At 70.1% G+C, this 7,329-nt stretch carries 7 protein-coding genes and 1 pseudogene; 6 read left to right on the top strand and 2 right to left on the bottom strand.

All coding sequences use genetic code 11. From position 1 onward, the window contains the following. A pseudogene (locus AOK15_RS18095) lies at nt 1–345 on the bottom strand (glycogen debranching protein GlgX); the annotation flags it as partial. A gap of 218 nt (nt 346–563) precedes the next feature. Between AOK15_RS18095 and AOK15_RS18100 the strand changes: the two are divergent. The 5 genes from AOK15_RS18100 (at nt 564) to AOK15_RS18120 (ending at nt 6,256) form a co-directional block, all read left to right on the top strand. After that, nucleotides 564–1,790 carry a L,D-transpeptidase gene (locus AOK15_RS18100; protein ID WP_055518020.1) on the top strand — a complete coding sequence of 409 codons (1,227 nt, stop codon included), beginning with the start codon at nt 564–566 and terminating at the stop codon, nt 1,788–1,790. Nucleotides 1,791–1,993: 203 nt separating this feature from the next. Further along, entirely contained in the window at nt 1,994–3,253 is a 1,260-nt protein-coding gene (locus AOK15_RS18105; protein WP_205632164.1) for a L,D-transpeptidase, read from the top strand. Nucleotides 3,254–3,337: 84 nt separating this feature from the next. Then, nucleotides 3,338–4,105, top strand: a complete 768-nt coding sequence (locus AOK15_RS18110) for an enoyl-CoA hydratase/isomerase family protein (protein WP_055518022.1) — start codon at nt 3,338–3,340, stop codon at nt 4,103–4,105. Nucleotides 4,106–4,399: 294 nt separating this feature from the next. After that, the gene (locus tag AOK15_RS18115; protein ID WP_055518023.1) at nt 4,400–4,903 is read left to right on the top strand and encodes an ATP-binding protein; all 504 of its coding nucleotides are present in this window, start codon (nt 4,400–4,402) and stop codon (nt 4,901–4,903) included. Between the two features lie 147 nt (nt 4,904–5,050). Further along, entirely contained in the window at nt 5,051–6,256 is a 1,206-nt protein-coding gene (locus AOK15_RS18120; protein WP_055518030.1) for a YncE family protein, read from the top strand. Between the two features lie 38 nt (nt 6,257–6,294). On the opposite strand, the gene AOK15_RS18125 is transcribed toward AOK15_RS18120, so the two are convergent. After that, nucleotides 6,295–6,930 (bottom strand): GNAT family N-acetyltransferase, encoded by a 636-nt coding sequence (locus tag AOK15_RS18125; protein ID WP_055518025.1) that lies wholly within the window; start codon nt 6,928–6,930, stop codon nt 6,295–6,297. Nucleotides 6,931–7,095: 165 nt separating this feature from the next. Between AOK15_RS18125 and AOK15_RS18130 the strand changes: the two genes are divergently transcribed. After that, on the top strand, nt 7,096–7,308 hold the full coding sequence (locus AOK15_RS18130; RefSeq protein WP_055518026.1) for an EF-hand domain-containing protein: 213 nt from the start codon (nt 7,096–7,098) through the stop codon (nt 7,306–7,308). The last annotated feature ends 21 nt before the right edge of the window (nt 7,309–7,329 follow it).

Raw genomic sequence — 7,329 nt, forward strand, 5'->3', positions numbered from 1 at the left:
GCCGTGCACCCGGTAGCCGTACCTCCGGCCCGGCAGCACACCGGGCACGAAGCCGTGCCAGATCTCGTGCGTGAGTTCGGTCAGCTTCAGCCGTGTCTCCTCGCCCTCCGGGGAGAAGAGGCACAGCTCGACGGCCTCCGCCCCGCCCGCCCACAGCGCGAAGTTCGTCCCGGCGACCCCGTCCGGCCCCACCCGGAAACGCGCCCCGAGGGGTGTCGGGGCACCGGGCCACACGGGCAGCGGCGGCCCCGCCCCGATCTGCCTGCCGTTGAGCACGGCGGCCCGACGCGCGGCCGGCACCCCGCGCGTCTCCTCCACTGCCTCCTGCTCGGCTGCGCTCGACACCACGGCCTCCCGCGACTCGGTGGGCCGACGCGAAAACGGGGCCGGGAGTCCCAGCCCCGGGACCCGCCGCCCCAGAGGGTGTTGTACAGCCCCGCACAACACCCCCCTCGTGCTGACGGGCAGGTCCCTGCTCCCCGTCGAGTTGTCTCCCATGGTTCTGCCCAGAGCACGCCTCGCACTCACGTTTCCCGGGGGCGTGCGCCGTCGTTGGGCCGCACGTGAACCACGCACAGACGCACGCGCGCCGCCCCGCCGCCGCGCCGGCCGCCGTACTGGTCGCGGCCGGCCTGCTGGCCGCAGTCGCCGGATGCACCCCCACATCCCCGCTGACCAGTGAGAAAGCTCCGGACGACACGATCCGGGTCACCCCCGAGGACGGCAGCAAGGGCGTGCGCCCGGAGCAGCGCTTCGAAGTACGGGTGCCCAGTGGGCGCCTGGAGTCCGTCAAGGTGGTGAAGTCGCAGGACGCGCAGGAGTCACCCGTTCCGGGCCGGCTGTCCGCCGATGGGCTGACCTGGCGCCCCACCGGCTCACGGAAGCTCGCGCTGGCCGCGAAGTACACCGTCGACGCGGTCGCGCTGGACGCCCACGGCCGCCGCTCCGCCCGGCATGTCACGTTCCGCACCTATGTCCCCGACAGGCGCTTCATCGCGTACGTCGCCCCGGAGAACCGCTCCACCGTCGGCACCGGGATGATCGTCTCCCTGGAGTTCAACCGGGAGATCGAGAACCGCGCGGCCGTCGAACGCGCCGTCCGCGTCACCGCGGAGCCCGCCGTCGAGATCCGGCCGCACTGGTTCGGCGGTGGCCGCCTCGACTTCCGCCCCGAGACGTACTGGAAGCCCGGCACGAAGGTCACCGTCGCCCTGCGGCTGCGCGACGTCGAGGGGGCGCCCGGCGTCTACGGCGGGCAGCACCGGACGTTCTCGTTCGCCATCGGCCGTCACCAGGTCAGCGTCGTCGACGCGGCCCTGCACACCATGCGCGTCCAGCGCGACGACGTTGTGCTCGCCACGCTGCCCGTCACGGCCGGGGCGCCCGGCACGACGACGTACAACGGGAAGATGGTCGTCACCGAGATGCTGGAGGTGACCCGGATGAACGGCGCCACCGTCGGCTTCAAGAAGGCGGACGGCGCGGGCGAGTACGACATCCCCGACGTCCCGCACGCCATGCGCCTGACCACCTCCGGCACCTTCCTGCACGGCAACTACTGGGCCCCGGACGCCTTCGGCCGGGTCAACGTCAGCCACGGCTGCGTCGGCCTGCGGGATGTGAAGGGCGGCAGCTCCAGCACTCCCGCGGGCTGGTTCTTCGACCGCAGCCTCGTCGGGGACGTCGTGGAGGTCGTCAACAGCAACGACAAAAAGGTCGCTCCCGACAACGGACTCGGCGGGTGGAACATGGGGTGGAAGGCGTGGAAAGCGGGTGCCGCGGTGAAGTAACCGACATAGCCGTACGCGCGCGCGGGGCGTCCGAGGGTGGGGCCGGACCGGTGACCGGGGCTCGGATTGTTCAAGTTGGGACTGAACGGTGACATTCGCCGGGGCCAATCCCATCCGATCATCTGGTTAATGTACGTGCGGACGCGCGTGCTGCGCGGAGGGGTGCGGGCCTGCTCAAGGCCGTGCGAGGGGAGACAAGAGAGTTGAACGGGCGACCGATATCGGGGGCGTCGGTTGGCGCGCGGGCACGGGGGAGCAAGGGGGTCCTGGCACTGCTGCTGGGTCTGCTGATGCTCGCCGTCACCGCGTGCGGGGGCGGAGGCGGGGGGTCCGACTCCGGCTCCGACGGCGACAAGGGCAAGGGCTCGGACAAGAGCGCTTCCGGCAAGGCGGCCACCGAGCCGTCGGAAGCGGTGGTCTCCATCGCTCCGAAGAACAAGGCCAAGGACGTGGCCACCAGCGGTGCCCTCAAGGTCACCGCCGCCAAGGGCAAGCTGTCCGAGGTCACCGTCGAGGACGGCAAGGGCAAGAAGATCGCCGGTGAGATCACGGACGGCGGCGCCACCTGGACGCCGTCCATCCACCTCAACTCGGCCACCGAGTACAAGGTGCACGCCGTCGCGAAGGACTCCGAGGGGCGTGAGGCGGCCGAGGAGTCGTCCTTCACCACGCTGACCCCGAAGAACACCTTCGTCGGCATCTTCACCCCGGAGGACGGTTCGAAGGTCGGCGTCGGCATGCCGTTCTCGATCCGCTTCACCCGGGGCATCACGGCCCCCGAGGACGTCGAGAAGGCCATCACCATCAAGACCGAGCCGCCCGTCGAGGTGGCCGGCCACTGGTTCGGCAACGATCGCATCGACTTCCGCCCGGAGAAGTACTGGGCGGCCGGCACGAAGGTCACCGTCGACCTCAACCTCGACGGCGTCGAGGGGCGCGACGGCGTCTACGGCGAGCAGAACAAGAAGGTCTCCTTCACCATCGGCCGCAGCCAGGTCTCCGTCGTGGACGTCAAGAAGCTCACGATGAAGGTGAAGCGGGACGGCAAGCTCATCAAGACCATCCCCGTCACCACCGGCAAGCCCGGCATGGAGACCTGGAACGGCCAGATGGTCATCAGCGAGCGCCTGCGCGTGACCCGGATGAACGGTGAGACCGTCGGCTACGGCGGCGAGTACGACATCAAGGACGTGCCGGACGCCATGCGCCTGACGAACACCGGCACCTTCATCCACGGCAACTACTGGGGCGGGGACGCCTTCGGCAACTACAACGCCAGCCACGGCTGCATCGGTCTGCGCGACACCCGCGGCGGCTACGACCGCAAGGCCCCGGGGGGCTGGTTCTTCGACCACTCGATGGTCGGTGACGTCGTGGTCGTGAAGAACTCCAACGACCGCGTCGTCGACCCGGACAACGGCTACAACGGCTGGAACATGTCCTGGGACAAGTGGAAGGCGTAGCCCTTCCGGTCGGACGTGCGGCTCCGGTGTGCTGTGACACAGCACACCGGAGCCGCTGTCGTTAGTCCCCGTTAACCTGCCTGCATGACTGTGCATCTCGAAGTCGCCGAAGGCGTCGGCACCATCCGCCTCGACCGCCCCCCGATGAACGCCCTGGACATCGCCGTCCAGGACCGCCTCAAGGAACTCGCCGAGGAGGCGGCGGGGCGGGACGACGTCCGCGCCGTCATCCTCTACGGCGGGGAGAAGGCGTTCGCGGCGGGCGCGGACATCAAGGAGATGCAGGCGATGGACCACGCGGCGATGGTCGCCCGCTCCCGCGCCCTCCAGGACTCCTTCAGCGCGGTCGCCCGTATCCCCAAGCCGGTCGTCGCGGCCGTCACCGGCTACGCCCTGGGCGGCGGTTGCGAGCTGGCGCTGTGCGCGGACTACCGCATCGCCGGGGAGAACGCGAAACTCGGCCAGCCCGAGATCCTGCTCGGGGTGATCCCGGGCGCGGGCGGCACCCAGAGGCTGTCCCGGCTGATCGGCCCCTCCAAGGCCAAGGACCTCATCTTCACCGGCCGTATGGTCAAGGCCGACGAGGCCCTCGCGCTCGGCCTCGTGGACCGGGTCGTCCCGGCCGACGAGGTGTACAAGGCCGCGCACGAGTGGGCCGCGAAGCTCGCCCAGGGTCCGGCGATCGCGCTGCGGGCGGCCAAGGAGTCGATCGACGCGGGCCTGGAGACCGACCTGGAGACGGGGCTCGCGATCGAGCGGAACTGGTTCGCCGGTCTGTTCGCCACCGAGGACCGGGAGCGCGGGATGCGCAGCTTCGTGGAGGAGGGGCCGGGCAAGGCGAAGTTCGTCTGACGGCCGGTATTCCGGCCCACGACTTCCGCCGATCCCCTTGCAGTTGACGCGATGTCTTACCCGCGTCCCCCGATGGAGCGCTTTATCGGAGCCTTAAGGCAGTCTTAAGAAAGTTCCGGCCAAGGCTCCGTCCGCTGACCGAAGTTCAGATGGTCCGCGCAGCTCAGGAGGGGTGTCGACGGGTATATGATGCCTTTGGCATATGACATACGAAACCCCCGGAATGGTTGGTTCCGGGGGTTGTATTCCTCCGGAACGGCCACGAAGGGCGCTCCGGGCGGCCATGATGGGGGCATGGCGGGGCTGGAGGGTATCGAACAGCCGCGGCGGCACGGGAGTGCGACCGCGGCGCGTTGGTCGCCTGCGATCGAGGACGAACGGGCGCTGAAAGCACTGGAGTTGTTCGGCAACCCCACGGAGGCGGAGGTTCCGCTGCCGTCCCGCCCCGAGTCCGCGGCCACCGCCCGCCGGCTCGCCCAGGTCGTCGTCCTCCGCGAATGGCGGCTCTCGCCCAAGATGACCGAGGACGCCGTCCTGCTCGTCTCCGAACTGGTCGGCAACGCCGTACGGCACACCGGGGCCCGGGTCTTCGGGTTACGGATGCGGCGACGGCGCGGCTGGATCCGCGTCGAGGTCCGCGACCCCTCGCGGGGCCTGCCCTGTCTGATGCCGGTGCAGGAGATGGACATCAGCGGCCGCGGACTCTTCCTCGTCGACAAACTGTCGGACCGGTGGGGCGTGGACCTGCTGCCGCGCGGCAAGACCACCTGGTTCGAGATGCGCGTCGCGGACCGCTAGTGCTGTGACCGGAGGCCGGACCGTGGCGGTCCCACCCGCCGCCCCTCGCCGTCTCACGACGCGGATCTCCGCCGAACGGGCCAATCGCCGGAAAACCTGCCCGACCTCCCTATAAAGGTGCGCGTGACCACGCCCCGCACCTCCCTCATGCAGCGCCACCTCGTCCAGCGCGCCCTCCTCGCGGCGGCCGTCCTCGTCGCCGTGGCCGCGTGCGGCAGCGCGACCGGCACCGACGAGCGGGAACAGCGGACCCGTGCCGACCGGGCCGACCAGGCCGCGGCCGAAGCCGCCGAGCGGAAGAAGAGACAGGGGCCGGAGGTGCGGGGCCTGCGCGGCATGCCGCCCGTCCTCGACCCCAAGGACGTCTACGCCGCCGACCGCCCCGGCCGGCTCTCCCCGGTCGTCAAGGACTTCCCGTCGCGGGTGTACGTCCCCAACAGTGAGTCCGACACCGTCTCCGTCATCGACCCGAAGACGTACGAGATCATCGAGACGATCCCGGTGGGCCGCCAGCCCCAGCACGTCGTGCCGTCCTGGGACCTGAAGACCCTGTGGGTCAACAACAACCGGGGCCACACCCTCACCCCCATCGACCCGAGGACGGGCAAGGCGGGCGAGCCCGTCGAGGTGCACGACCCGTACAACCTGTACTTCACCCCGAACGGCAAGTACGCCGTCGTCATGGCCTCCCTCGACCGTGAACTCGTCTTCCGCGACCCGCACACCATGAAGCGGGTCAAGACCGAACCGGTCAGCTGCTACGGCGTCAACCACGCCGACTTCTCGCTCGACGGGAAGTACTTCATCGTGTCCTGCGAGTTCAGCGGGGAACTGCTGAAGGTCGACACCGAGAAGATGAAGGTGGTCGGCCAACGGAAACTGCCCTTCGAGGGCGCCATGCCGCAGGACGTGAAGATCGCCCCGGACGGCAAGCGGTTCTACATCGCCGACATGATGGCCGACGGCATGTGGGTCCTGGACGGCGACACGTTCGACGAGCCGAAGCTGCTGCCCACCGGCAAGGGCACCCACGGCCTGTACGTCGGCCGCGACTCCCGCGAGATGTACGTCTCCAACCGCGGCGAGGGCACCGTCTCCGTCTTCGACTTCACCAGGAACGAACTCACCAAGAAGTGGCACCTCCCCGACGGTGGCAGCCCCGACATGGGCGGCGTCTCCGCCGACGGCAAGGTCCTGTGGCTCTCCGGCCGCTACGACTCCGAGGTGTACGCCATCGACACCCGCACCGGGAAGCAGCTCGCCCGCATCCCCGTCGGCAGCGGCCCGCACGGCCTCGCCGTGTACCCGCAGCCAGGCCGCTACTCCCTCGGCCACACCGGCATCTTCCGGTGACGCAGGCCCTCCCCGCCGGGTCGCCCCCCCGGTGTCGGCTAGCGGGCGTTCAGCAGGAGCTCCGAGCCCACCGGCAGATAACCGGCCGCCTGGAACGCCCGCAGGCTGCGGGCGTTCCCCGCCGACACCTGCGCCCACACCGGCTCGCCCCCGCTCAGCTGCCGCGCCGCCCGCACCAGGGCCCGGCCGAGCCCCTGGTGCCGTCCCCCCTCGGCCACCTCGACCGCGACCTCCAGCCGCCCCGCGACGCCGCGCCCGAGGACCAACAGGCCGCCCTCCGTCCTCCACACCCGCACCCCGTCGCGCCGCTTGCGGGAACTCACCACTCTCGGATGACCGGGATCGGCGATCTCCTCCAGCGGCAGCTCCGGCACACCCGGCAGCGGCGCGCCCACCGTCATCACGTCGATCGTGTCGCCGCGGCGCCCCGTGCGGTCCAGCAGAGCGGCCAGGAACCGGGCGTGCATGGGCGCGGCCAGCGCGTCGCAGTCGAGGGCCGCCAGCGTCTCGCGCACCCACGCCGGGTCCTCGTCCGTGGCTATGACGGTGTGCGCGGTGAACGCGAAGACCCCGGCGTCCCGGTACGACGGCTGCGGCACCACCGTCGTACGGCCGTCCGGAGGCGGGAAGACGCCGCCCGCCGCCGCGTCGAGAATGTCCCGCAACGTCTCCATCACCGCTCCTTGACCGTCCGGCCACCGCAGGGCCCGTACTCCCGGACATGATCGACGACCGCACCGGCCCGGGTGGGCGCCGCACTGCCTGCTCGGCGTGCCGGTTAATCTTGGCCCGCCAACGATGGCTGTATCGCATGAAGAGCACGACGAAGGGGCGGACCGGTGGCGGACATCGAGGAAGCACGCAAGCAGTTCCAGCGGATCGACACGAACGGTGACGGTTTCATCACCTCCGCCGAGTTCAAGACCGCCCTGGCCCAGGAGGGCGACTGGAACGTCACCGAGGCGGTGGCCGAGGCCATCATCAAGAGCCGCGACCTCAACGGCGACAAGCTCCTGTCGTTCGACGAGTTCTGGACGTACCTCAGCAAGTGACGTGCCCCGGCGAAGGGGGCG

Source organism: Streptomyces ossamyceticus (assembly GCF_001418475.1).
GTDB classification, from domain to species: domain Bacteria; phylum Actinomycetota; class Actinomycetes; order Streptomycetales; family Streptomycetaceae; genus Streptomyces; species Streptomyces ossamyceticus.